Here is a 25,278-nt window from a genome sequence, read left to right as displayed (position 1 = left end):
TCTCCTCCTAATAAAAAAACGACTCTGCCAAAGGACGAGAGTCGTGTTCGTGGTACCACCTTATTTCGTGTATGTTCATACACCTCTTTTCTTTAACGCAGATCTACGGTCCTATTTTCATAGGACAGCTCCTTGGGAGTAAATACAGGCTATCAAAATGTCTTGCACCACCCGACATCTCTCTTGATTGAATCACAAGTATTCATATCCAATTCTTCGCTTATGGCATTATTTAACACCTAATTAAGAAAAATGTCAAATGTTTTTATCAATTACCGTTCTCTTTTATGATCTGAAAGATTTCCTGTACATCATCACAACGATACCATTGGTCATTGATATTTAAATAAGGCTCTATGCTGTAAATTCGATAAGTTTCCTCTTCAGTATGAATGTCAACAGATGTCCCATTTCCTATTGGAACATCTTCCTGTTTATCAAACAAAGATACATCTAAATCATTTAGATACCCAATCAATGCTTCGCGATCCTTTTGACCTAATTCAACTTTATCAAATGGCGGATATTCATATTCCAATACGATGGATTCTACATCTTCAATATCTAAATTCTGATAAGGACGATTCTTATGATCCTGCATACAGCCAAATAATAAGATCAACGAAATAAATAAAGATATCTTCTTCATATTATCTCCTTTCAGCAATCATCTCCAATATTAAACCCCGTTCATTTAAAGCTATATCACAAAATCTCCCTGTACAAAAATATCTGTTTCTTTACCATCAAAACCAATGCCTGTAACATGCATATCCTCACTGCCAAACATAAAGTCTACATGCAGTAAAGAATCATTGGCACCGGCTTCCAAAAGCTGTTCATTTGTCATATTTTCACCATTCTTGACAGTTGTCGGATAGGCGGCACCCAGTGCCAGATGACAACTGGCATTTTCATCAAACAGCGTATTATAGAAAAGAAGATTCATCTGTGATATAGGGGAGTGGAAAGGAACGAGCGCCACCTCGCCAATGTAATGACTGCCTTCATCAAACTCGATGAGTTCTTTTAAAGCCTCCATTCCTTTCTCCGCATGATAATGGATCACTCTGCCATCTTTAAAATCAAGATAAAAATCTTCGATCAGCGTACCGGAATAATCCAATGGTTTGGTCGAATAAACACGTCCGTTCACATGATTGCGATAAGGCATCGTAAAGATTTCTTCTGTCGGCATATTGGGATTAAAGATGATCTGATCTTTTTGGGTCTTTTCATAGCCGCCTGCCCATATATGATGTGGTGCCAAGGCAACATGCAGATCGGTTCCTTTGCCGTTGACAAAATGCAATTCTTTAAAATTCATTTCATTTAACAGGGCGATGCGATGGGCAAAAGCTTCATCGTGTTGCTTCCACGCCAAAACAGGATCATTCTCTTCAAAGACATGACAGCTTGAAAGGATCGCATCCCATAATTTTTCATTGGCCTCATCTTCATCAAGATCGCTGAAAACCTTTTTGGCCCATAATGAATTGGAAACTGCCGCGACACACCACTGTGTCAGATTTGCGCTTGTATATTTCTGAAAAGGTTTGGTTTGTTTCGAATAAGCGATATTGCGGGCGGATATCTTTTTAGAATCAATGCCTTTCATGATTTCGGGAATCGGTGATGTAAGGGATATAAAACAGCTGCCGCTTTCATATTGATCTTTCATTTTTTCGATCGTATATGCTTTGACATCACATAATTCTTCGATGCTTTGATATTCATAGTCCATCCGATTAATGATCGCATCGCTCCATTCGACCGTTACTTTTTTAGCATGTGCTTCATAACAGGCTTTCACCAGTTTTCTGACAAAAGAGGCATTATCGACTCCTGCACGAATGACGACATGCTGACCCTTTTGAACATGAACACCGCTAAGAGCGATCAGTCTTGCGTATTGATCCAATCTTTTCTCTAACATTAGTTACCTCTCGACATCGGCAGCATCGCCGCTCCTATAAGACCCGGTTCCTCCAGCCGGGCTTCACTGAATTTTGTACAACGCATGCCTTCATGAACAAGAGTCTTAAAGATTTCCTGCATCTTATCAAAGAAAACATCCTTGGACTTCATGCATCCGCCGCCCACGATAAAGATATGCGGGTTAACGACATGGGCGATATCCGCAAACATCAAAGCCAGATCATAGGTCATCTCCTCTACGATCTTTACTGCTTTTTCATTTCCCTCGCGTGCCAGATCAAAAACATCGCCTGCATGCCGGATCGAGTCGCCAAATACTTCCTTGCCCTTACGGGTGATCGCAAGACCGCTGGCCTCATTTTCAACGGCCCCTACATTAAGATAGTTGATTTTCTTGCGATTCCTATCGATCACGATATTCGCAATCTCACCGGCATATCCTGCCATACCGCTGACAAGCTGATGATTGACCGTAAACGCTCCGCCGATTCCTGTTGAGATCGTCACATAGTAACAGATCGGATATTCCTTACCTGCTCCATGGTAGCTCTCCGCCAGACAGGCAACATTGACATCATTATCCGCATAAGCAGGCAATCCGCATCGCTTGCTGATTTCCTCACACATCGGATATTTTGTAAATCCCGGCAAATTGGTAGAAAGCATCATCATGCCCCGCTGGGTATCCACAGGTCCCGGAACACCTAAACCGATGCCCTGACACTCATTCCAACGATCCAGTGATGTGATCATGCGTACGATCTTATCCATGACATGATCGACACCCTGTTCGATCTCAGTGCTTTCCTTTACAACTTCAAGGATCTTTCCGTTTTCATCTACTCTGGCAGCACGTACATTCGTACCGCCTAAATCTACGCCAATATATGTTTTCATTTCTATCTCCCTATTCATAAACCTCAAACCAGTAGCTCGTCATAAACGATTTGTTCGGTGAAAGTGACATCATGCCCTCTCTTTTTTCAAATGGTACATCCACCTTCTCAAAATCTCCATGTCCATACCACGGTTCAATACAAAGAAAATCAGCATCCGGATCACTGCTCCAAAGAGCAAGGAACGGGAAACCATCAATCGTCATACGAATCTTATATTCATCCATGATCAGATCGACATACGGACTTTTCAGATTCTTATAAACAATGGTCTGTTCCTTGGCAATCATTTCATGTGATAAATTCCAATGATCAAAGCTTACCTTTTCCTCACGTACACCATCATGGATATGAATCTGTGTCGCTTCTTCAGGACAGGCAAATCGTAAGATACCGGTATCATAATGACGCACATTGAAGCCCGGATGCAAACCAAAGGTAAATGGCATGATACGTGATGAATCATTGGTGATCTGATAAGTGATGATGACACGGTCATTCATTAATTTATATTTGATCTGATAAGTAAAATCAAAAGGATACTGACTTTTAGTTTCTTCATTGCTTTTCAGTTCCATCGTAATCTCATCATCGCTCTTTTTGACACATTTTAATATCGCATAACGGATCAAGCCGTGATTTTTCATGGCATAGGTCTTTCCATCGATCTTATAATCTTTTGAATACGTATTGCCTACTATCGGAAACAAGGTCGGATTCTTTCCCTTCCAATGCTTCTCATCTCCCTGCCACATGACCTCAAGATCTTTTTTCTTATATATTAAACTTGCGATCTCACCGCCGGCCTCACTGACTTCTAATCGTAAAACATCATTTTCAATAACCATATTTCCTCCTATTTGATCGCATCCATCGAACGGGACGCAACGACATTGACACCTGTACGGGCAACATTTTCGATGATGACGTCATACATCTTTACAGGTGCTTTTACCTTGACCTTATTGATTTGTTTCATGACGTCCGCTACCTTGCGCTTAGGCACCGGCGATGCCGTCATCACCGGAAGACGTGTTAGCGCTGCATTTTTCAGCACGACGGTACTTGTTACCATGCGTGTAGGATTGCTCATCTCTTCATTGGCATACTTAACACCTCTTACACAGCCGTTATGACTCACAGAAACCACTTTTTTCTTATCCATCTCAACTTGCATCCGACAGCTCATCGGACAAACGATACAGACCATTTCCTTTATCATACGTCCTCCTTCACTTCAAATACCAGATCCTTGGCCCCCATTAACATGCTTTTTTCTAAATCAAGCTTTTCCATTTCCGCAGGCAGCATCACTCTTTTCTTCACTTCCCGAAGAATATTTTCACCGCTGCGAATACGCAAAATACAATCACGCATCGGTTTTTTTACACGGAAAGAAAAACGGCAATCATCCTGCATATTCTCTTTACGCAGCCGCTGCGGAACGACATGGGCAACATTTTCACCCGCACAGACATGAACCATTTCCTCATCAACAAAACCGTCATGAAGATAACGGGCAACCTCTCTGCCGCACACCTCCGCCTCCAGATAGACATCATCCACCAGATCATGTACCTGAAGAACATTTCCACAGGCAAAAAAACCGCTCAGGCTCATCTCAAAAGTTTCATTGACAGCCACGCTTCTGGTTTGCGGATCACGTTCAACATTCAGCTTGTTTAAAAGGGAGGTATCCGGAAGCAGTCCTATCGAAAGCAACAGGCAGTCCACAGCCACGCTCCATTCACTGTCCTTGATCGGCCGGAGATTTTCATCAACCGAGCTCAGCTCGATCCTTTCGAGCCGAGGATGCCCGATGATACGCGTCACCGTAGTATTCAGATATAGAGGAATATTAAAATCCTCCAAACACTGTACGATATTGCGACTCAGACCATTTGAATAAGGCATGATCTCCGCAACACCTAAGACCTTGGCCCCTTCCAGCGTCATCCTTCTTGCCATGATCAGACCGATATCTCCGCTGCCAAGGATAAAAACTCTCTTACCGCACATATAACCATCGATATTTAAATAGCGCTGTGCCGTTCCGGCAGTCAGCACATTCCCACAGCGGTCCCCCGGAATCGAGATCATGCCCCTGCTTCTCTCCATACAGCCGCAAGCCATGACGATTGCTTTCGCCTGCACTTCGACCACACCTTCATCCTCATTGACATATGTGACCTTTTTTCCTTCCGTAATATTGATGACGGTCGTATCCAGCTTTATATCAATATGATATTTTTTGACCGATTCGATGAGCAGCTGCGCAAACTCAGGTCCTGTACACTCCTTTTTATAAATATGAAGACCAAAACCATGATGGATGCACTGGTTCAAGATACCGCCCAGTTCCTTTTCTCTTTCAATCATCAAGATATCCTTGATACCAAATCTGGCAATTGCGACAGCACAGCTCATACCGGCACTTCCGCCGCCAACAATAACACAATCAACCTTTCTCATGGTGTACTCCTTTGCTTTCACAGACAAGGACCGGACTTCCTTTTTCATTATAATCAACTTCGCTTGGTGAAATACCCAGCTCCTTCGCAAGAATCTTCACCACTAACGGTTCACAAAATCCTCCCTGACATTTTCCCATACCGGGGCGAACCCTTTTCTTTACCGCCACAATGCTGCGAGCCCCGCATTTCCGCCGGATACAATCAATGATCTCACCCTCGCTTACCTGCTCACAGCGGCAGATGATCCGACCATATTTCGGATTATGTTCAATATATCTCTCTTTTTCATCTGTACTGCACTCATTGATGACAACATTTTTTACACGATGCGCAAAAAACATTCTCTTAGATAAATTTAAACGTGTCAGTACATAATCATTGACCACCTTTTCCGCAATGGCAGGTGCACTGGCCAAGCCCGGTGAATCAATGGCGGCAACATTGATAAAATTTTTAACGCTGCTTTCCTCAATGATAAAATCATTGCTTGCACACGATGCGCGAAGACCGCTAAAACTGTGAATGATTTCCTGATAAGGAACATTCTTGACGATCTTTTCTACCTTTTCTCTGACATATGCCAGACCGCTCTCACTTGTCGAATTATCCTCACGATCTTTTTGTTTGGAAGCACTTGGTCCCAATAAAATATTACCATGTACCGTCGGAACGACAAGCACCCCTTTCCCTTTTTTGGTAGGAGCCGGATAAATAACGTGTTTAACAAAATTAGACGCATTTTTTGATAAGACAAAATATTCGCCCTTCCGTGGCAGAATATTAAAATCCTTTTTATGAGTGACCATCTCATTGATCTTATCCGCATAGATTCCAGCACAGTTAATGACGATTTTAGCGCGATAGGTATGATCCTGTGTTTTTACAGTAAATCCGTCTTCTTCTGCAACAATATCCCTGACTTCCTGATTCAGTTCACATTTACATTGGTTGCTCATCGCAGTTTCCATGGCCGCAATTGCGATCTTCCAGGGAGTCACGATTCCTGTCTGCTTACAGTAAAGTGCCTTGATGACATTATCTGAAATATTTTCTTCCAGTGTCAAAAGCTCATCACGTCCTATCAGCTGCGTTTTGATTCCTCTTTTTTTAGCCTGGTTATGAAGCCGCTCCAAGGTATGAACCTCATTCTCATTTACAGCCAGGACAAGTGAACCGATCTGTTTGAAATCAACCTTCAGTTCCCTGCACAAAGAAGGATATTTGCGAGCTCCGCGAATATTCATTTCAGCTTTCAATGAATAATCATCGGGATCATAACCGGCGTGAATGATAGCACTGTTTGCCATCGTTGCCTTGTTCGCAATATCATTTTCTTTTTCAAGCAAAAGTACATTGCAGTGATATTTGGAACAGTTATAGGCAATCAGCGAACCTATGATACCGCCGCCAATAATAATAATATCTTCCATACTGAAATCTCCTTTACCTTTCTATTATAAAAAAGAATGATCAAAAATACAAGTAAACGCTTTCTTCCATTAAAAAAAAAAGGCATTTTCTAATGAAATACCTTATCTCTATTTAGAAACCTGAATGTCCTCCGTTGAAAATACTGCTTCTTGCGGATTTTCCCGATACGAATCATTGACACGGACCCCTACGCTTCTGAAATCATATGACAGATCCCATGTCACCTCTTCATTCGGAAGATCATTCATATAAACCATATAGTAAGCGATGACGCTTTGATAATTTCCTTGGCGATTCTGCATCTTCCTGCCGATATAGCTGGCATCCCAGGAAGAAGAAAGACTTGAATTAATATGAATGACCGGTATCCCGACCGGAGTATTGGTATTATACTGATATTCGATCGTAAACAGATATCCTTTTCCAAGATTGTTATCTACTGCCTGAGCCTTCATTTCAATATCAAAGACATAATCAACAAAGACTTCCGTTTGTACATTGACGACGATGCCTTCATCGTAATAAAGACGCAGTTCAAACGTATTGCTGCCTGTTACCAGTCCATAATCGAAAATGGAGATCGTCGTTTCCATTTCATTCGTAAATGTATCGATCAGCGTTTCCCCATGATACAGCTCCAGCTTTTCAAAAGCATGGTCGTTCATCTGATAATCCCATATCAGCGATATGCTATCCTCATCATCATGAAACTCACCGCTGAACAGCGATATCTGAGGATCCGTTTTTTCTGATGGAACATCTATGATCGGAAGATCATCCTCAATATCACCACGCAGCTCTTTGACTATCAAACGAACGGTAAGCGTGGCAATCACCAATAGACAGACGATCAGACACCCTGAAAAGATTTTGTTTCGTTTTATAAATTCAATCATTTTCTCACCTTTGGTTTATTATACTCTATTTAACAGATGAATGCAAAAGGATTTAGATATGCATCACAGCTCGATCTTAAAGAGGATCCCGTTATGAAACATTTGAGCACTGATTTTCCCATGATGGGCATCTACGATCGCCTTAGCAATCGAAAGACCGATCCCCTGCCCGCTCACATGTGAAGAATGTGCCTCATCCCCACGATAGAATCTTTCAAAAAGCAAATTAGGATCATCTGTAAAAGGCTCACAGCTGTTATAAACTTCTAAGATGCATTTGCGATTATGATGATTCAGGATAATAGAAATTTCATACGGTTCACTGATATATTTTTGTGCATTTTCCAATAAGATATTGATGAGCGTCTGCATACAGGAAGCATCTGCTTTCACGATCACATCCTTTTGAATATCTTTTTTGAGATGTATATGTTTTTGTTCCAAAAGAGGACGAAATTCCGCAAGTGTTTTCTCCAAGCATTCGCTCATATTGACATTTACCTTTTCCATCTCCCGGCTCTCTTCCATTTTCGAAAGCATGAGCATTTTCTTTACCAATTCATTTAAACGCAGAATCTGGTTCTGTGAGCTTTTGATCCATTCATTTTCACCAATTTCCATTGTTAACACTTCATTATTTGCAGATATGATGGCAAGCGGCGTCTTGATTTCATGACCGGCATCCGTGATGAAACGCTTTTGCTGCTCGATTCCCTTCACCATAGGCAAAATCGCTCTTTTAGAAGCAAAATAAACAACGATGAAAAGGATCAGGAAAGAAAAGATACCGATCCAGATCGAAGAAATAAATACTGCCTGGATCGCATCGATCTGATTGCGGATATTGATAAATACGATCAGCTTATTCTCATCATCACTCTTTGTGCGATAGTAATAATCATCGATGATACCCTGGGTACCACCAGCCTGAATGGCATACTCTCTGGCAGTTGAATTTGAAACTGAAGCGATATGTGAAGTATCAATATCAATGATCTGATCGCGGCTGTATTCGACGGTAAAAAACCGGGTTTCGTACATCGTACCGTTTTCAGGACCTTTTTTCATCTCATCAAAGTAAGGAAGCTGACCGTCATTTTCAATGAGATAATCAATTTTATGATTGACCTTCTGATAAAGCTGGACAAAGTTCAGGATATTGATCAAGGTTAACACGATAAGCAGGATCAGCGATAAGGCGATCATCATCGTTCGGATAAACTGATGCTGGTACGCCTTAATCATCTTTTTTCTCCAGCGTATAACCGACACCTCTGGCGGCTTTGATACGTACATGGGCGCCGAGCTGATTCAATTTCTTCCGCAATGCACTGATATAGACCCAAACGACATTGATTTCCGCATCTGAATCATAGCCCCATATCCTATCCATGAAGGTTTCTGTAGAAATGACCACGCTGGGATGACTCATCAGCATTTCCATCATCTGGAATTCACGATTGCTTAAACGCAGACGTTTATTTTCCACGACCAGCTCATATGTCAAACGATCAAGTGTCAGATCCGCAAATGTCAAAGTATTCTCCATGACCTCATGTTTTCTTCTTGTCAAAGCCCGGATACGGGCAAGCATTTCAGCCATTGAAAAAGGCTTTGGGAGGTAATCATCAGCCCCCATATCCAAACCTGTGATCCGATCTTCGATCTCAGATTTGGCACTCAGTACCATGACAGGTGTTTGGATATGCATTGCCCGAAGCTGTTCCAACACTTCCAGACCATTCATCTTTGGCATCATGATATCCAAAAGGATCACATCATATTAACCGCTTAGGGCATAGTCTAAAGCATCCATCCCATCATAAACGGCATCGACCGTATAATTATGATGCTTTAAGATTGCTGAAATGGCATTTGACAATTCTTTTTCATCCTCACATAACAATATTCGCATAACCCTACCTCTTTTTTCATTTTATATGGTTTAGATTAAAATAACTTAAAATCAATGACGCTTCCATGATCCAAACCTATTTGTTAACGAAAATGCATCAAATCATGAAAGATTCAATGCATGTTTCATTATTCAAAAACCTTTGCAGCCTCCTCCAGCAGATCACGAATCTTCAGATGCTGAGGACAGACATGCTCACACTTGCCACATTTGATGCAGTCACTTGCTTTTCCTTTATTCTCAGTACATTTTTTATAATTCGATGCACTGGTCCAGTCATTATAGGTCTTTTTCGCATTATATAAAGCAAATATATCCGGTATCGGTATCTGCTTCGGACAGCCGGCAACACAATACTGACATGCCGTACATTCGATCTGATGGAGCGTTTTCAGTATTTCACGTACCTTTGCGACTGCCGCAAACTCTTCTTCATTCATCTTTTTGAAATCTTTCATCGTCGCAAGATTATCACGCATCTGTTCCAGGCTGCTCATTCCGCTAAGCACCATGAAGACCTGGTCAAAGCTGGCAGCATAACGCAGTGCATAACTGGCATAAGAGCCGCCATGAAGCTCATCCAGAACCTTTCCGGCCTCTGCCGGCAGATCCGCTAATCGTCCGCCACGTACCGGTTCCATGACAATGACAGGTTTATGATGCTTGACACATACCTGATATACCTTATCACTTTCAACATTCGGATTATCCGCATCCAGATAGTTAAACTGGATCTGAACGACCTCTATCTCCGGATGCTCGCTTAAGATCTTATCCAATACCTCCGGCTGATCATGAAAAGACATTCCGATATGTTTTATTTTATTCGCCTGCTTGAGTTCCTGTACAAACTCAAAGGCCCGGCATGAAGTATATTTTTTATAATATTCACGATTCATCGCATGCAGCAGATAATAATCAAAATAATCCACCCCACACTGCTTCAGCTGTAATTCAAACAGCGGCATCAGATCCTCATAAGAATTAAAAAAGTTTGATGTCAGCTTATTGGTCAGATAATAAGCGTCACGGGGATAACGCTTTGCGACACATTCCCTTACCGCCGTTTCACTTAACCCATCCAGATAACCATGAGCCGTATCAAAATAATTAAATCCCGCTTCGATAAATTCATCTACCATCTGATTGACCTGTTCAAGATCGACCTCTTTATCTTTCATAGGAAGACGCATGCATCCAAAACCAAATTTTTCTCTAAGTTCCATCTTTTTTCCTCCCTAAGACCTTTTTTCTGTTTATATTTTAACACCTCTTCCCTATTTGTAGTCAAGCATATATGATATTTTAGAATAAAACTTTTATAAGAAAATAATTTTGTAACGAGAATCATAGGCAAATAAGTGACTCCTTATCTGCATGCCCACCTGCCTGCTCACTGATATTCATGATAGTTGTTCGCTATTTTTCCGCTTTCCTTCTTGCGATCACATAAGCTGTGGTGGATGCTTAGTCCTAACCGCCCTATCAAAAATGAAATTTCCTGGCATGTAAAAAAGAGCCTGCGCTCTTTTATTGTTCGATGATATAACGAAGACGATATTCTTTCATATGCTGGTCATCATAAGCTTCATAATATTTAAAAGCAATCTTCTTTGCATTTTTGCTTATAATATACACATATTTCCCTGTTATCGCTTCAAAAGGCTTTAACACGAGCAGATCTTCAAACTGTTTTTCTGCTCCGAAATATTCTTCCGCATCAAATGGTCCATCACGGTCATAACTCACTAAAAAATCACTTCTTGAAAAGGACAAGGCATCTGCGCACAGATTTTTTATTGTGAGATCGACGCATAAAAAAGCACCGCCTTCTTCGATCACATAACCGTAATATTCATCTTCATGTATTTCTAAACGATTAATTTTCAATGAAAAGGTAATGGTCTGAAATTCATTCTTCATCGCAAAGTTCGGTATATGATCTTTGCATAACAGATGCAGCTGTGTTTTATTTTTTCTGATTTTTATTAGATCCATAACATTTTCCTCCCCTTCTATCTTATGACAAAGCAGGGTATGAATTTGTCGAATCCTAGAATAGTCTGTTTCTTTAAAACATGTTATAATTTGGACAGGTGATCGTATGCTTGAAAATTTAAAGAAATTATTTCACAAAAATGATGATAAAGTTTTGATCACGATCCATGGTTTTGGCGTGAATCGAAAGCATGAAATGGATGATTTTATTCAGTATGCCACTGCTTCCAAAATAGAGATCATAAGCTTTAATATGTTTGATATCCATGATGAAGATGATGATGATTACAACAAATGGATCTTAGTAGCAGAAAATAAACTTCAACAGGCCTTTGATCAAAATAAGAAGGTATATCTTTTAGGCTTTTCGATGGGCGGAGTCATTGCTTCCTATCTTGCCGGCAAATATCCTGTTGAAAAAATAATTTTGATTTCTCCTGCCTTCATTCATTTCAATATTGAAAATTATGCCGGCATCGCTATCAAGACAGGTAAAAAATTATTAAGCGGCAGTGATGAAAATAAACCTTCCATGCCACGGAGTTTTTATAGTGCTTTTATGGGATGCGTGAAGGAACATAAAAATGATATCCGTAAGGTCAGCTGCCCTATCTTGCTGATACAGGGAGATGCCGACGAGGTCATTCCGACCAGAAGCAGTGAATGGGCCTATGAACAGATCTGCCATGACCAGAAAAAATGTATCTTTCTTCATGGCGGAAAGCACCGTCTGCTTCAGGATAAAAGCGTTCAGGATGTTGCTTTTCTTTTGATCGATGATTTTCTTCAGGACAAGCTGCTGCCGTTAAAGAAATAAAGATAGGCTGCCATCAAAGATTCGGTATATAAAAATAGCTGATTGGATCAGCTATTTTTTTCTTAATTTTTCAATCAGCTCTGTCTTGATGCCTAACAGCTCCTCAGTCAAGGATACTTTGTAGACATGCGGATATTCAAAACGTTTATATTGCGGCCACAGATGATCCAGCTGGTCTGCGCAATAAGCACGCACCTCTTCGATCGATGGTACATCATAAACAAGCTGTCCGTTGATAAAGATCGGATGAAGCAGATCTTCTACATAATATTCACCTGCATGGAAGGTTTTGTTCTGCCAGCGGTTATTTGGATGATAGATCGTCAGATCCTCTTTTTCATTGATCGGATGACCATGGACGCTCATGACATCTGCCCGCATCATATGGGTTTTGCTGTCATAGATACGGTAAAGGTCTTTAAAGCCCGGATTGGTCATTTTCTCGATATTTTCAGAAAGCTTGATCTTCGGAATGACCTTATCATTATCAATAACGCTTGACAGCTTATATACACCGCCGAATACAGGGCTTGATTTGGATACGATCAAATTTTCACCAACACCGAAGCTGTCGATCTTGGCTCCCTGGTCGATCAATGATTTAATGATATTTTCGTCAAATGAATTGCTGGCAACGATCTTACAGAAAGGCATATCATTTTCATCAAGAATGGTACGGATCTGTTGTGAAAGATAAGCGATATCTCCTGAATCAATACGTACGCCTTGAAGATGATAGCCCCTTGGTGCCAGATATTCTTTTTCAAGACGGATGGCATTTTTGATGCCGCTGCCTAACGTATCATAGGTATCCAGCAGGACGATACAGCTGTCAGGATAATTTTTAGCGTAAGAAAGGAAGGCCTCATATTCGCTGTCATATGATTGTACAAAGCTATGTGCCATCGTTCCGACCACCGGAATACCGAACTTCTGACCTGCGAAAACCGTTGCCGTAGAATCGACTCCCCCAATATAACAAGCTCTGCTGCCATAATAAGCCGCATCAAAATTATGAGCACGGCGAGCACCGAATTCCATGACATTTCTTCCCTGAGCCGCTAATTTGACCCGATGTGCCTTTGTCGCAATCAGCGTTTGATGATTGACCGCCAGAAGCAGGGCCGTTTCCAGCAGCTGCGCATCGATCATCTTGGCCTTTACTCTTACTAAAGGTTCATTTGGGAAAACAACGCTTCCTTCTTTTATCGCATATACATCCCCTGTAAATATGAAATGTCGAAGAAAATTTAAGAACTCATCTGTAAACTTATGCGTGCTTCTCAGATATTCGATATCTTCATCCTTAAAATGAAGATTTTGGATATAACCGATCATCTGTTCCAAACCACAGAAGATCGAAAAAGCTCCGCCATCCGGATTTCTCCTGAAAAATAAATCGAAAGTAACTTCTTTATTCGCCTTGGGATCATTGAAATAACATTGACTCATCGTCAATTCATAAAAATCCATTACCAAAGAAAGATTACGTTCATCTCTAAAATCATACTTATAGTCTAGACCTTCCATTTTTATCACCTTGCTTTATTATATCACGAATGAAGATTTATGAACACAATTTCACATTTACTTCCCAAGCGATTCATCATCCCCCAGGCACCTGCACCGCTGGAAGTGATGCGGTAACCCTGAGCAGTCTTATGAATTCCCGTATCTAACAGCCATCCTAACGGAAGAACCTGCCCGGCATGAGTATGACCGGATAACTGCAAAGCGACATCTTCATTGACATGAGGAATGTGGTCGACCAAGACAGATGGTATATCCTTTTTGACCAACATGCTGATATCAGAAGAAGAACGGTCATAATTTTTACCGATAAGATAAAAATCATCTCCGATCAGCACGCCTTCATCTTCTAATGTCACGACTCCTGCAAGATCAAAAGCTCTCCTTGTTTCATCATCTAGTTCATCATGATTTCCTTCGATATAATACACCCCCAGCTTTGTTTGGATCGTCTTCATGCGTAAAAAAGCTTCTTCTTTCATTTCATCAGTGGTACTCTCATCAAAAATATCACCTGCCATGATAAATAAATCAACTTCTTTTTCATTCACACAGTCAATGATCTTTTGCAAGCGGTCGATCGACGCCCCTTTTCCCAAATGAAGATCAGAGATCATCATGATCGTATAATCATCTTTCAGTCCCAAAAGGCTGATATCATAGCTTGTAACGACCAGATCCCTATAATTGATATTTCCCCATATGATCAGCATAAAAGCGATGAGAAAAGGCGTCAGCCCCTTCAGATACAGCTTATCAGCAAACATTTTTAAACGCATCAGCTTAAGAAGATCAAAGATAAGAAAGACAAGGGCTGCATACATGAAAAATACCAGCATCACGGGAAACATGCAGCACACAAACATGATTGCCAAGGTCAAAAGACAATAATAGATCCTGTATCGTTTATTATTGATCAGTCTGCGAAAATGCAGATAAAAGAAAAGCATCAAAAGCATGATGGCCGGTATGAAAAGCAAATAATGAATCAGCTTCATTTATCGTCAGCCTCCTTTAATTCATCAAAAACAGCATTTAAGAAAGCCTTGATCGAATCAAGGATCACTTTTCTTTCAGCTGAATCAACCTTCGAAATCGATTTGATCATGACACTTGTATTTTTCAGCCAATTATTTGAAAGATCATGAAAGGTTTCTTCATTTGTAGAAGAAAGGACCTCAAAAATCACATCGACACATTCTCTGCGCTGTGAAGGAGAGATCTTCTCAAGAAAATCATTGATGGCATTCTCAATGATCTCGCTTTGTCTGTCAAAGGCCTCTGCACAGATAAATTCTTTTCCTAATAACTGCCATGAATACAGATCATGCTGATAGATCCCCTTCTTGCTGCTTTGTATCAGCGTATAATCAAATTCCTTTTGATACAGAAAACGTCCGACGATACTGTTTTGCGGGTAATAGCTGTGTACCTTTTGATAGATCGCATGATCTTTTCTTTTTTCATACATCTTTCTGCTAAGTCCCGGACCATCAAAATTATCCACGCTCAGAATTCTTTTCTGTATCGATTTCAACGTAAACAAAGCACTATAAACCGCTAAATTACCACCCTTGGAATGACCTCCAAGCCTTAATCTTCCTTTATGCTCATTCGCAGCCTTGCGTAAATATCTTAATGCCTGTCTTTGAGCTCCCACGACATCCTGAAAACACATATTCAGATTTTCCTTCCAGCCGATCAACGTGTTATCCGTTCCCCGAAATGCGACATAATGTGTTTTATCATCTAAATGGAATAAAAGCGCACAAAACTGCAGCTCCTGTTCTTCCTGATGCTCACTGATAAAATCACTGATGATACAGCTTTGGAAACGTTGGCTTTGGGAAAGCAGCAAAAACAGCTGCGGATCTTCATCTGCCAGCAGCTTTTCATTATCCAAACCTTTCGATTGAAGCTTCTGATATGCTTGTTGGAAGGTATATTGCTCTTCACCTTCAAAGATATATTCCCAACGCAGATAAGCAGCCCTTGAAAGTATCAGCGAATCGATCTCATTAAAGGGATCCTGATCCAGCGTCAGATCCTTACGCCACTGTAAATAATCAATAATATTGCTCATAAGCTCACTTCCTAAAAATTATACTAAATCGTTTTTATAAGAATTTCAATGTTTTTTATTGATTTTGGATCTTAAATGTTTTATAATATACAAGCACACGCCCGAGTGGTGAAATTGGTAGACGCAACGGACTCAAAATCCGTCGGTAGCGATACCGTGCCGGTTCGAGTCCGGCCTCGGGCACCATATGTAAATAAAGCCTTATTTTAAAGGCTTTTTTTATTATCAATTTATAATTTGACGGGATCAAACGATCTATTTTCAACGAAAAGCCACCCTCAAAAGAGAGTGGCTTTCTTTATTCACATTTCTTTTTAAGAGAGATCTTGATGACCGTATCAATGGGATCCGGAAGATCATTTCCTTTTATATCAACAAATACGATATCCGGATAATTATTTACGATCCAGTTATCCATGATCATCAGCTCTGAATGATCTGAAAGAAGATAGATGGATTCCACATCTTCCCTATGAATACCATACAGCGGAATGCCTCCAATTGACATTTCCATGACATGATAATACAATACCTGATCTTTTTGGGTAATACGGCCATTTTCAGGCTTCTTTAAAGAAGCATAACTGCAGCCATAAATACTTTCTGCATGATCTCTCATCCATAAAGAGATTTCATCTAAGATATGAATGGCTTCTTTTGGAAAACGTCCTCTGGCATCAGGACCGACATTCAGGATCATATTACCGCCCTTGGAAACACATTCCACGAGCTTTCGAAGGATCGTTGCAGTTTTTTTATAGTTATGGTCCTGACTATGATATCCCCAATGATCATTCATCGTGATACAGGCCTCCCATAAAACAGGACGTCCTTTCTCATCAAAAAGTCCATATGGCGGAATGATCTGTTCCGGGCTGACAAAGTCACCACAATAATCAGAAGGATGATTGCTTAATAAACTGCCAAAGCCTTCGCCGCTGACTTCCAGCCGATTATCCAAGATGATATCCGGCTGAAAGCCCCTTACCATCTCCACAAGCTTTTGCGCCTGCCATTTTTCTGCACGCATCTCGTCATAAGAAAAATCAAACCACATGATATCAAGCTTCCCATAATTACTGCAAAGCTCTCTTACCTGACCGTGCATAAAATGAAGATAGTTTTCAAAATCATGGCTCACATCTTTATATGCCTCATTGTTTCTTTCAGGATGATGGCGATCGTGATAGTGCGGATAGTCTGGATGATGCCAGTCAAGCAATGAAAAATAAAGACCTACACGGATTCCTTCTGCACGAAAAGCTTCTAAAAACTGTGCTACATAATCTTTTTTTGTTTTATAATCTGAAAGTTTTGTGTCAAAAAGTGCATAACCATCATGATGCTTCGCTGTCATGACCGCATATCTCATACCGGCCTTTTTTGCCATCCTTGCCCATTCTTTCATATCACAGTCATCAGGGTCAAACGCATCGATATATTTTTGATAATCCTCAATGCTCATTTCTTCTTCGCTTCTGACCCATTCACCACGGGCAGCTGCCGCATATGCACCGAAATGGATAAACATGCCAAAGCGGGCATCCTTATACCATTGTACTCTTTTTTCATAGATTTCTCTGTCAAACATGTTTTTTACCTTCCCCGTTCAAAGCAATGCGAGTAAAATATTGTTCATCATCTTCATGATCGATCCATGCCCCATTCTTCATCTGGGCCTTTAAAGAGGCTGGATTATCCTTATGTACTGAAAAATAAATTTCATCTTCACGAATGATCTTCTTTGCTTCTTGGATCGTCAGGGCTAATCCCATGGTCGCATAGCCTTTTCCACGATATTCTTTCACAATGCCGTAACCGATATGACCGGCTCCGTTTCTCAAGGCTTCGTTTAAATAATGGCGCAGCTTAAAAATACCTACGGGATGATCGTTTTCCATCAGCATATATGTTGTCTGCGGTACTTTCCAATCCGGAAGATCAATGCCTTTAGAATCCATTACGCATCGCTCGACAAATTTCTTATATTCCTCTATGCTTAATCCATAGGCATCATTCTGGAATCCATTCTCATCCTTGTCAAACGACTGATAACAGCTATAGCTTTGTTCCACTGCAACATCCTCGATCCTTTCAAGCCGAAGATCTGCCCATCCATGATCATGAAGAAATGCCTGTAAAGCTTCTTCAAAAGAAGAATAGATCGTGATTTTGTTTCCTTTTAAGATCCCTACCACCATAGAATTAAATCCACAGCTGCTTTCCAAGCCTCCTAATGAATTGCGTTTTAAACGAATATCATGAATTACCGGATAAAGCTTCAGTTTTTTCCCATTCGCCAATTTCTCCATCATCATTCCCAAGGCAACACACGATCCGCTGTCTTCTGTCGAAAGATCAAAGAATACTGCCTCAGCTTCATTTAAACGCTGTACATCCGCCAAAGCAATCTCACTGGAAGTAACATCCTCTTTACTATTAAAAGGCATATCAACAGGATTAAAAAGCTCATAATCGACATGATTCAAATCTAAGATGTGACGAATTCGCTCCCCTTCATATTTACGCTGTTTTTCTTCTGCCTCGCTAAATAACGGTCCCACAATATATATTTTCATCCTATCCCTCCTACATCATGGTAATTTCATTTTTCAAAATCAGTGAATATTTCAAAGTTCTCATACGTACATAAATATAACACATAAATGCTGCAAGCATCAGCACAAAAAAGATCGCACTTCCCAAAAGTGAATTCTCCGGTATAAAAAACTGCAAACCAATACCGTTAAAATAAAGCTGATAACAGATAAAATTCAAAGCCAACGATAAGATCCATGAACCGATAAAGATCTGCATTTCATAGTAAAGAAGCTCTGCCAGAATCAACAGCATCACTTCTTTCATACGCAAACCTAACGCCCGATATAACATGAATTCTTTCTTACGATATTCAAAATTGACTGAAGCAACGCAGCTTGCCGCTAAGATCCCCATCAAAATCAAAGAAAGGATATAGCCATAAGAAAGAATACGGATCAAAGAAATCAATATTTTCCCGTCATTGAACGCCTTCTGTACATTGACGACCTCAAGTTCAGCCCCAAATGAATCATTGATGATATTAAGCTGACGTACCAAAGAAGCTGAATCATTGCTTTGAAAATATACATGATATTCATGCTCATTGACACCGGAGCGATCATATATTTCTCTAAAAAGCTGACGAGATACAAGGATCTGCGGCTGCTTCTGATAACCACAACCGGTAATCAAAGCATTGGTTTTTAAAAGATTTAAAGAAGAGAAGATCTTTTGATCATCATAATACAGATCATGAATCACAGAATTTTTGAAGATGTTATAAAAACGTCGATGGGCAGAGCTATACATCTGATTGATCAAAATTCCCCATGGCTCTTCTTCACTCATATCACTGTCAACTACCTTTTTTGAAAAAGACTGAAGAACTTCATCACTATAAGCGATCACCTCAACATAGATATTTCCATTAAAAAGAGTATTTTGACGATAATCATAATCCAGTGCCGCCATATCCGGGCTATGTAATCGCATGCTTTCACTGATTACCACAGCTGAAGCATTTTCAACATTCTTAAGGCGAGTCATCAATCGGGTCGGATAGGCATCATCATATATAATGACCTCTACATCATAATTATGATCGCTGACATCGTAAAAGATTCCCTCCCGAAGATAGCCCATCAATGAATTTATAAGGATAAAAAGGGTGATGACCATCGTGATACCAATGATCAAATGACGGTAGCTGCGATGATTCTGGCGAATATTTTTATGAAGCAGACGAATCAGGATCGGCTGTTTCTTTTCCAGCTGCAAATAAGGATGATCCATCACCTCAACCTCATCACTGGACTGCAGCGTTGTCGTTACACTTTGAACGATAATTTTTTTGGTACTTTTTCGAATGAAATAAAAGGAAGTCAATGCAACATAAGCAACGCTGATAAGCAGGATCACCTCCCGATATGAATGTCCCAATGTCAAAGAACCTGCAGAAACAGAATAAATCAAACCATTTAAGATATTTATGAGGACATCATAAAGCACCCAGCCTACTGGAATACCAATCGCCAATGAAATCACTAAAAGCAAAAGACCTTCATAAAGGATCATGGTCGTACATTGAGCCTGTGTGACCCCTACCGTTTTTAAGATTGCCAAATGCTTTTCGCGATTGGCATAAGAATTCTTGTAACAGTTACGTATCAAAAGAATATTCATTGCCAGAAATGTCAATAAGGTCAAAGCAAAAAAGAAAATAAGCAATAGGATCATATGATTCTCATCTGCCTGATGGTAAAGCTGATACCCCGAGTTCATCTTTAGATCTTCAAACTCACCACTAAAGGAATCCATGATTTGACGACTGACTGCCGCGCTGTCCTTTTGATCGTAATAACGCACATAAAGATCTTTCTCAGCGGTATGGTTTAATACAGTGATCAACGTATAAGAAGAGGTTTCATTATCAAAGAAGCTGTCTTCGATCATACCGACGACCTCATATTCCTGATCATCAATTACCACCCTTTGATGCAGATCAAGGGATATCTTTGAATCTGTCATCGCTTCTTCAGAAACTAAGATTTCATTTTCTGAAACAGGAAAGCGTCCTTCACTTAAGACCATCCTCAGATCATCAAAGCTTTTTTTATCCATGCCCACGATTACAAACGAATCCTTTGTCTTGGTCAAAAAGCAATCCATATCAATCTTTTTTTGAATTTCAACGACATCTGCCTGCATGACTTTCGCATGAAGATTCATTGACTCTACAAACTCATCGCTGACATTTTGATAGACAGCATGATAATTACCATAGGTTGCAATCATCGAATCATTAAAACCGATCAATGTATTGATACACAGACATCCTACAAGGAAAAATAAGGCACTGGCGGTAATCAGTGAAAGAATGGAAAGAAGGGTCGATGATTTATTCATCATGAGATACTTTCGCACATATGTCATCAATATGTTCATAGGCGATCCTCAAATTTACTGAGCTTTCCCTGTTCCATCAAATAGATATCATCCGCCTGCATGGCAATATTCATATCGTGGGTGATCATAATGATCGTCGTATCATATTTAATAGAAATAAGCTTTAAAAGATCTGCAATCTCATGGGCACGATTGCTATCCAGATTTCCTGTCGGCTCATCACATAATAGAAGTGTCGGATGATGGATCAGTGCCCGAGCAACCGCAACACGCTGCTGCTGTCCCCCTGAAAGATTGTTCGGATAACTCTCCATTTCATCTTCGATATGCAGCGTTGAAATGATCTGATTAAAATAATTCTGATCTACTTCCTTATGGTCCAAAAGGATCGGAAGAAGGATGTTCTCTTTGACATTCAAGGTAGGAATAAGATTGTAAAACTGATATACCATCCCGATCTGTCTTCTTCTGAATATCGTCAGCTGATCCTCTGTAAAGGAATAGATATTTGTTTTATCAAGAATAATCTCACCGCTTGTCGGTATTTCAAGTCCCGCCAGCATATGCAAAAGCGTGCTTTTTCCCGAACCGCTCTCACCTGTAATCGCAATAAAGCTTCCTTTATCCACCTGAAAGGAAACATGATCCACGGCATATACCGTCTTATTTTTCTTGACATATGTTTTTGTTAGTTCATTTACCTTTAAAAGTTCCATTATTTCACCTGCTTATAAAAACGTATCGAAAAAGCCGTACCTGCCTTTAAGCGGCTTCTTACATGGATCGTTGCATCCTGGCTTGTCAAAATCGAATATGACATGGCCAGACCGATTCCTACGCTGTCATCACTGCTTTTGCTGGCACGATAAAAGCGCTCAAAGATAAACGGCAGATCTTTATTGGAGATACCTTCACCGTTATCGGAAATCACGATCTCCGTGTACATGACACTATCAAAGATCTCAGCCTTCAGCTGTCCTCCCACAGGTGTATGTTCACAGCAGTTTTTTAGAATATTCAATAAAGCTTCACTTGTCCAGTTGATATCGATTTCCAATATCAGATTATCTCCGGTAAGGATAAACTGCTGGTTTTTATTTTTCATCAGCATGTTAACAGGCTCTACTGCTTTTAAGATAAGATCATCCGCATATATCTTCTCCTTCTTAAAATCAACGGTTCGTGCATCTAGCTTCGCCATTTTTAAAAGTGAAGAAACAAGCCATTCAATTCTTTTTAACTGTGAGCGGATCACATCCAAAAATTTCTTTCGGTCTTCCTTGCTCAGATCTTCATTTTGAAGAAGATCCGACATGATAAGCATGCTCGTTAACGGTGTTTTTAACTGATGGGAGATATCAGCCAGATTATTTGCCAGCTTCATCTTATCCTGCTTCAAAACTTCATTTTGCTCTTTCAACATGACTGTGATCTTATAGATATCGTTTTTCAAGGCTGAAAGACTGCCTTCATCATTATCAATGATATCAAGAGCATAATCTTTGTTTAAAAGACGATTGATGTATGTGGAAATATTCGATATAGATGAATTTAATCTGAGAAGATAAAAATAAACGATCAAAAATACTAAGACCGAAAAAACAAGGATGATTGCTACAAAAGCGGCAATTGTTTTATTCAGTAAGTTACTGTCTGAGATATTGCTGTCATCTATGCCATATTTTTCAAGTATTTCTTTTCCTTTTTCACCATATTGCGCATCATTTTTCGTCAAGATCGCAATGATCTCATTTTCATCCAGTTCATAAGTTTCAGAGAGATAACCGATCATATTCGCATCAATCTCATTTGTTTGTTTCTGTAAATCGTGATTCAGCCAAAAGGATACCAAAAATACACTAGCAATCGCTAGTGTCATGGTGATTATGATCGAAACAAGCATCCTTCTTAATCGTTTATCCGCAACATTATTCATCTTTCAGTCCTCGATAACCAATACCACGAATCGTTTCAATTAAACGTGGCTGCTGAGGATCATCTTCAATTTTTTCCCTTAGCCGTTTGATATAAACTGTCAATGTATTGTCATTGATGAAATCTCCTCCGATATCCCAAAGACTATCTAAAAGCTCATCTCTTTTCAGAATATCTCCTTTTCTTGTCGCAATCGTCAGCAACAGACGGTATTCCATTGCGCTTAAAAAGATTTCCTGATTATTTTTATAAACCTTTCCTTTGAGTGAATAAATTTTCAGGTTACCTAAAGTAATGATCTTTTCTTTATCCGGATGATTGTTTTTACGACGCATGACAGCATTCACGCGTGAAATGAATTCCTTAAGTCCAAAGGGTTTCGTTATATAATCATCGCCTCCCATATCAAGACCAAAGACGATATCATTTTCATCATCGCGAGCTGTTAAAAAAATGATCGCCGGATTTGATTTTTCCTTTGCATATTTACATACCTCAAACCCATTGCCATCCGGCAGTCCGAGGTCTATGATCAGACAATCGTAGCTGTTGCGAGAAAGATAGTCCTTAGCTGTCGCAACACAGTTCGCAATAAATATTTCATATCCTTCGGCACGAAGGGAATGTTCACATCCTAAAGAAATGCTTTCGTCATCTTCAATAATCAAAATCTTACTCATACTCTTTACCTCTTTGTGACTATTATATCACAAACTAATACCTTCAAAATAACAATTTTATCACTTTGATCCTATCATATATCAGTGAATCAAACGGCCCAGATAAATGATAAAGAATAGAAAAGAAATCACTCCAAGCAAGAAATCCCTGATACGGGAATTCTTACAATCAAAAAGCAGTAAGAAAATAATCACAGGTCCCAGAAAAAATAAGGGGTGATAAGTGAAGGCAGATGAGATATGACCTGTCAATACGCTCAGCCACGCCCGTGTCATTCCGCAGGTCGGACATGGAACATGAAAGATGGCATAGACAAAACAGCGTGCATGGGTCACGTATAAAAATAAGGTAAGTACGATGCATCCTAAAATAAATGGTTTCTTATTCATAAAAAAATGAAAGTGATCAACACTTTCTAAATGGCAAGCATTAATTTTTGAAAATTCATTTCCTTTGTTTTCTTTGAAACACTGAACCAGTCAATGATTGTCAAAATGCCGCATAAACCAAAGGTGAAAAGCTTTAAAAGCCCCATACCGACTTCACCCAGCATAAACCGTTCAACACCCAAAGAACCCAAAAAGATTGAAACAAGCAACATGGTATTAGGATCTTTTAATTCAATGCTTGTAACCGTCAAATACCGATCATCATCAATGCTCATCAATTTTTCCTTGATCAATGCCATCTTCTCAGCAGGAAAATATTTCTGATTTGAAACCAGATACATGTCTACTTTTTGTTTGTCCATATTCTTATCCTCCTCGACAAATGTAGACAATTTATTTCTTTGATGATATACTTTTTATGTCTTATATAGAAGCGTTTCGATATACATTCCAGTCGAAAGAAAAGCTCTACCTTATCTTTCATTTTTTTTAGATTGCCTGTATTTCAGGTATTTTTTTATGATCAAATCTTGTTCTGTAATGACACCTTTGACACAATGGAAGTGAAAGCACGTGATTTTGAAAATTATGAAGCAAACTTTCATGCTCACGTAAAATATATTCAAATGGTGTCGTAAATATATTACCAAGTAATGCGTGGGCATTCGCATCCAAACAGCACGGAACGACACTTCCGTCAACTAAAATAGCACACATATGACGCCATCCCTGACATGTTCCTTTTTCTTTGATAAAAGCATGACTCAGGGAAGGCCATAAAAACTCTCTGTCAAAGCTTAGAAAACAATGGGGCTTTAATTTGACAGAATTTCTGTATTCATGAATATCTGCATGATAATGATCTTCAAGATAGGCAATCGTCTTTTTAGTATTTTCATCAATCTTATCCTTCATGGTCCACAAACGATATGAAACATAAACACCATGCTCAGACAATTCATCGCCAACCATGACTGCGTTTTCTAAATAATCCGGAATATGAGGAAAAGAATGAAGTGAAAGGTTGATTTGACGAAGAGCAGGGCTATCAAGCAAGATTTTGCTTTGTTGTTTTAAAAGAGTCGCATTGGTCGTCAGATTCACATATAAATCATTATCATGTGCAATCTGAAGAAACCTTGAAAGATCAGGATGCATCAAAGGCTCACCAAGAACATGAAGATAAATATACCGGGTATAAGGCTTGATCTGTAAGATGATATTTTCAAATTCATGCACAGTCATCATTTTTGAAGGACGATTTGTGTGAGAACAAAAAGAACAATTCAAATTACATTGATTGGTGATTTCAATATATACCTTTTTAAAACGCATATCGATCCTCCTC

General features: G+C 39.7%; 26 protein-coding genes, 1 tRNA gene and 1 other annotated feature. Of the genes, 2 read left to right on the top strand and 25 right to left on the bottom strand.

Features of this window, described 5'->3' with window-relative positions:
• Positions 1–27: 27 nt before the first annotated feature.
• Positions 28–226, bottom strand: a binding site (T-box leader).
• A gap of 42 nt (positions 227–268) precedes the next feature.
• The 13 genes from ACZYT3_RS08870 to ACZYT3_RS08810 form a co-directional block, all read right to left on the bottom strand.
• Positions 269–649: a hypothetical protein gene (locus ACZYT3_RS08870; protein ID WP_464088388.1), complete on the bottom strand. Its 381-nt coding sequence runs from the start codon at positions 647–649 to the stop codon at positions 269–271.
• A 51-nt stretch (positions 650–700) separates the two neighbouring features.
• Positions 701–1,936, bottom strand: a complete 1,236-nt coding sequence (locus ACZYT3_RS08865; protein WP_464088387.1) for an aminopeptidase — start codon at positions 1,934–1,936, stop codon at positions 701–703.
• On the bottom strand, positions 1,936–2,835 hold the full coding sequence (locus ACZYT3_RS08860; protein ID WP_294562919.1) for an ROK family protein: 900 nt from the start codon (positions 2,833–2,835) through the stop codon (positions 1,936–1,938). The genes ACZYT3_RS08865 and ACZYT3_RS08860 overlap by 1 nt, the downstream gene beginning before the upstream one ends.
• A 10-nt stretch (positions 2,836–2,845) precedes the next feature.
• A complete protein-coding gene (locus ACZYT3_RS08855) occupies positions 2,846–3,682 on the bottom strand; it encodes an aldose epimerase family protein (protein WP_464088386.1) in 837 nt (278 codons plus the stop codon).
• Positions 3,683–3,690: 8 nt separating this feature from the next.
• Positions 3,691–4,056, bottom strand: coding sequence for a DUF1667 domain-containing protein (locus tag ACZYT3_RS08850; RefSeq protein WP_294562921.1), 366 nt, complete (start codon positions 4,054–4,056; stop codon positions 3,691–3,693).
• Positions 4,053–5,306 carry an NAD(P)/FAD-dependent oxidoreductase gene (locus ACZYT3_RS08845; protein ID WP_464088385.1) on the bottom strand — a complete coding sequence of 418 codons (1,254 nt, stop codon included), beginning with the start codon at positions 5,304–5,306 and terminating at the stop codon, positions 4,053–4,055. Before ACZYT3_RS08845 ends, ACZYT3_RS08850 begins: the two co-directional genes overlap by 4 nt.
• The gene (locus ACZYT3_RS08840) at positions 5,293–6,738 is read right to left on the bottom strand and encodes an NAD(P)/FAD-dependent oxidoreductase (RefSeq protein WP_294562923.1); all 1,446 of its coding nucleotides are present in this window, start codon (positions 6,736–6,738) and stop codon (positions 5,293–5,295) included. The genes ACZYT3_RS08845 and ACZYT3_RS08840 overlap by 14 nt, the downstream gene beginning before the upstream one ends.
• Before the next feature lie 108 nt (positions 6,739–6,846).
• Positions 6,847–7,635 (bottom strand): hypothetical protein, encoded by a 789-nt coding sequence (locus tag ACZYT3_RS08835; protein WP_464088384.1) that lies wholly within the window; start codon positions 7,633–7,635, stop codon positions 6,847–6,849.
• A 63-nt stretch (positions 7,636–7,698) separates the two neighbouring features.
• Positions 7,699–8,880: a sensor histidine kinase gene (locus ACZYT3_RS08830; RefSeq protein ID WP_464088383.1), complete on the bottom strand. Its 1,182-nt coding sequence runs from the start codon at positions 8,878–8,880 to the stop codon at positions 7,699–7,701.
• Positions 8,873–9,412, bottom strand: coding sequence for a response regulator transcription factor (locus tag ACZYT3_RS08825; RefSeq protein WP_464088382.1), 540 nt, complete (start codon positions 9,410–9,412; stop codon positions 8,873–8,875). The genes ACZYT3_RS08830 and ACZYT3_RS08825 overlap by 8 nt, the downstream gene beginning before the upstream one ends.
• Before the next feature lie 6 nt (positions 9,413–9,418).
• Positions 9,419–9,550 carry a hypothetical protein gene (locus ACZYT3_RS08820; RefSeq protein ID WP_464088381.1) on the bottom strand — a complete coding sequence of 44 codons (132 nt, stop codon included), beginning with the start codon at positions 9,548–9,550 and terminating at the stop codon, positions 9,419–9,421.
• A gap of 128 nt (positions 9,551–9,678) precedes the next feature.
• A complete protein-coding gene (locus ACZYT3_RS08815) occupies positions 9,679–10,776 on the bottom strand; it encodes an aldo/keto reductase (RefSeq protein WP_464088380.1) in 1,098 nt (365 codons plus the stop codon).
• Between the two features lie 304 nt (positions 10,777–11,080).
• Positions 11,081–11,548, bottom strand: a complete 468-nt coding sequence (locus ACZYT3_RS08810) for a DUF4352 domain-containing protein (RefSeq protein WP_294562869.1) — start codon at positions 11,546–11,548, stop codon at positions 11,081–11,083.
• 106 nt (positions 11,549–11,654) lie between these two features.
• Between ACZYT3_RS08810 and ACZYT3_RS08805 the strand changes: the two genes are divergently transcribed.
• Positions 11,655–12,365, top strand: coding sequence for an alpha/beta hydrolase (locus tag ACZYT3_RS08805; protein ID WP_464088379.1), 711 nt, complete (start codon positions 11,655–11,657; stop codon positions 12,363–12,365).
• A gap of 51 nt (positions 12,366–12,416) precedes the next feature.
• On the opposite strand, the gene ACZYT3_RS08800 is transcribed toward ACZYT3_RS08805, so the two are convergent.
• The 3 genes from ACZYT3_RS08800 to ACZYT3_RS08790 are packed head-to-tail and all read right to left on the bottom strand — an operon-like array spanning position 12,417 to position 15,978.
• A complete protein-coding gene (locus ACZYT3_RS08800; RefSeq protein WP_294562867.1) occupies positions 12,417–13,895 on the bottom strand; it encodes a nicotinate phosphoribosyltransferase in 1,479 nt (492 codons plus the stop codon).
• Between the two features lie 23 nt (positions 13,896–13,918).
• On the bottom strand, positions 13,919–14,893 hold the full coding sequence (locus ACZYT3_RS08795) for a metallophosphoesterase (RefSeq protein WP_294562866.1): 975 nt from the start codon (positions 14,891–14,893) through the stop codon (positions 13,919–13,921).
• On the bottom strand, positions 14,890–15,978 hold the full coding sequence (locus tag ACZYT3_RS08790; protein WP_464088378.1) for an Mbeg1-like protein: 1,089 nt from the start codon (positions 15,976–15,978) through the stop codon (positions 14,890–14,892). Before ACZYT3_RS08790 ends, ACZYT3_RS08795 begins: the two co-directional genes overlap by 4 nt.
• Positions 15,979–16,077: 99 nt before the next feature.
• On the opposite strand from ACZYT3_RS08790, the gene ACZYT3_RS08785 reads away from it, so the two are divergent.
• Positions 16,078–16,164: transfer RNA gene (locus tag ACZYT3_RS08785), tRNA-Leu, on the top strand.
• Between the two features lie 112 nt (positions 16,165–16,276).
• Here ACZYT3_RS08785 and ACZYT3_RS08780 read toward each other — a convergent pair.
• The 9 genes from ACZYT3_RS08780 to ACZYT3_RS08740 form a co-directional block, all read right to left on the bottom strand.
• Complete coding sequence (locus ACZYT3_RS08780; RefSeq protein ID WP_464088377.1) at positions 16,277–17,569, bottom strand: alpha-L-fucosidase; 1,293 nt, start codon at positions 17,567–17,569, stop codon at positions 16,277–16,279.
• Positions 17,562–18,557, bottom strand: coding sequence for a GNAT family N-acetyltransferase (locus ACZYT3_RS08775; protein WP_464088376.1), 996 nt, complete (start codon positions 18,555–18,557; stop codon positions 17,562–17,564). The genes ACZYT3_RS08780 and ACZYT3_RS08775 overlap by 8 nt, the downstream gene beginning before the upstream one ends.
• A gap of 10 nt (positions 18,558–18,567) precedes the next feature.
• Entirely contained in the window at positions 18,568–20,964 is a 2,397-nt protein-coding gene (locus ACZYT3_RS08770; protein ID WP_464088375.1) for an ABC transporter permease, read from the bottom strand.
• Complete coding sequence (locus tag ACZYT3_RS08765; protein WP_294560429.1) at positions 20,961–21,641, bottom strand: ABC transporter ATP-binding protein; 681 nt, start codon at positions 21,639–21,641, stop codon at positions 20,961–20,963. Before ACZYT3_RS08765 ends, ACZYT3_RS08770 begins: the two co-directional genes overlap by 4 nt.
• Complete coding sequence (locus ACZYT3_RS08760) at positions 21,641–22,861, bottom strand: sensor histidine kinase (protein ID WP_464088374.1); 1,221 nt, start codon at positions 22,859–22,861, stop codon at positions 21,641–21,643. Before ACZYT3_RS08760 ends, ACZYT3_RS08765 begins: the two co-directional genes overlap by 1 nt.
• Positions 22,854–23,540, bottom strand: coding sequence for a response regulator transcription factor (locus tag ACZYT3_RS08755; protein ID WP_464088373.1), 687 nt, complete (start codon positions 23,538–23,540; stop codon positions 22,854–22,856). Before ACZYT3_RS08755 ends, ACZYT3_RS08760 begins: the two co-directional genes overlap by 8 nt.
• Positions 23,541–23,621: 81 nt before the next feature.
• Positions 23,622–23,930: a DUF2752 domain-containing protein gene (locus ACZYT3_RS08750; protein ID WP_464088372.1), complete on the bottom strand. Its 309-nt coding sequence runs from the start codon at positions 23,928–23,930 to the stop codon at positions 23,622–23,624.
• Between the two features lie 26 nt (positions 23,931–23,956).
• On the bottom strand, positions 23,957–24,292 hold the full coding sequence (locus tag ACZYT3_RS08745) for a TM2 domain-containing protein (RefSeq protein ID WP_464088371.1): 336 nt from the start codon (positions 24,290–24,292) through the stop codon (positions 23,957–23,959).
• A gap of 127 nt (positions 24,293–24,419) precedes the next feature.
• A partial coding sequence (locus ACZYT3_RS08740) for a radical SAM/SPASM domain-containing protein (protein ID WP_464088370.1) occupies positions 24,420–25,278 on the bottom strand: 859 nt, incomplete at its 5' end.

The organism is Traorella sp. mt218 (assembly GCF_055420025.1).
This window is presented reverse-complemented; position numbering and strand designations above follow the sequence as displayed.